Here is a 1,707-nt window from a genome sequence, read left to right as displayed (position 1 = left end):
CATCTGGCGAGGCACCTTAGCTTGCTTAGCAACCTTTGCGTTAGCAGCAAGATGCAGCTGCTCACCATGCGTTGGAATGACGAGAGAAGGCTGCACCCATCCGTATAAATCAAGCAAATCTTGCTCACTTGGGTGACCACTCGCATGAATCGTTCTAGATGTGTTGTACTTCGTAATCACGGATATCTTTTTCTGTTCCAATTGCTCGATCAAACGATGAATATGCTCTTCATTCCCTGGAATCACAATAGAGCTAAATATCACAGTATCACCCTCTTCCAGCTCAAGATCTCGGAATTGATTCCTTGCCAGTCGTGATAGTGCCGCACGCGGCTCGCCTTGACTGCCTGTCGCGATGATCAATATTTCTTCTGACGGCAAATACCCGATCTGATGCGGAGAATACAACAAGCCATCAAGCTCGCTAGGCCAGTAACCAGCAGCTTTTGCGTGACGATGCATGGTATGAAGAGATCTCCCCAATAAGGCAACATAGCGTCCGGTATCTTTGGCAACCTTAAATAGCGTTATTAAGCGCGCGATGTTACTTCCGAAACACGTCACCAACACTCTACCCGACTGCTCACTGACGTGATCAAATAAGCCTTGATAACATGCGCCCTCGGAAACACTTCTACCAGAACGGTCAGCGTTGGTAGAGTCGCAAACCATTGCAGCAATGTTCTCACTCGCTAATTGCTTAAAAGGTAGCGGGTCAAAGGGCTTGCCTACGACAGGATCAAAATCGATTTTCCAATCACCGGTATGAAAAACTGAACCTACTCTGGTTCTGATCATAAGACTATATGACTCAGGCATTGAGTGCGTTAATGCCAACCACTGAACCTCGAATGGGCCAATCTGCTCTGTCGAACCGTCATCGACGATATGAACAGGTATATCTAATTCTTTGCGCGACTCCGCTAATTTATGACGCAAACATAGGGCGGTGAATCGAGTTGTATACACTGGACATTTGAATCGAGACCATAGATCGACCAACGCTCCGAGATGATCCTCATGCGCATGTGTGATTACGATGCCTGCTAAGGCATCAGCACGCTGTGCAATAAAACTTGGGTCTGCACTTATTCTGTCGAACTTCTTTGTAAGCGCGTCTTCGTCATTCTGCGGATTATTGGCATGAATCGCACTGAGACTCTCGCTAAAACTTACGCCGCAATCAACCATTAACCACGCATCATCATGACTGTAGAGATTCATGTTCATGCCAATTTCTCCAGTTCCACCTAAAGGTAAGTACCAAAATTGGCGATGATTAGCCGCGTATGAATTAGAAATAATCGACTCCTATTTGCAGTTGAGGGTAAGACAAATCACGATTAGGGGGTCTTACGAATCAGACCCTTAGAAAGTTCATGCCTAAGCAATATAGAGAAAGTATAAAAGCTAATTAGCAGTATGAGGAAAAATGTTAGACATATGTCTGAAGACGCGCTCAGCTCGACCACCTTCCGTGATTCTCAAAAATATTCTAGTGTTAGCTCAGTAAGAGTACTCAGATAACTAGATAATTTCTAAGATGTTGAGCTAGCGTTAACTTTACCCAAAAGAATAAACTTAACGCTGCAAGATTTGCCACAGCACTCTCCACCTGATACCTTCACAAGATTAATAATCTGAAATTATCTGGTCCCCTATGAAATCAACTAAACTATTTTCGAACTTGTTGCTTTATATTTTTGT

1 protein-coding gene is annotated in these 1,707 nt (G+C 44.1%); it reads right to left on the bottom strand.

Translation table 11 applies throughout. The annotated features are described in order from the left end of the window. Positions 1-1,230 (bottom strand): ribonuclease J (locus A3739_RS16725; RefSeq protein WP_068502129.1); only part of this gene is annotated, 1,230 nt, incomplete at its 3' end. Positions 1,231-1,707: the final 477 nt, after the last annotated feature.

It is taken from the genome of Oleiphilus sp. HI0067, from assembly GCF_001635735.1.
Note: the sequence above shows the minus strand (reverse complement) of the source record. Positions and strands in the feature narration are given on the sequence as shown.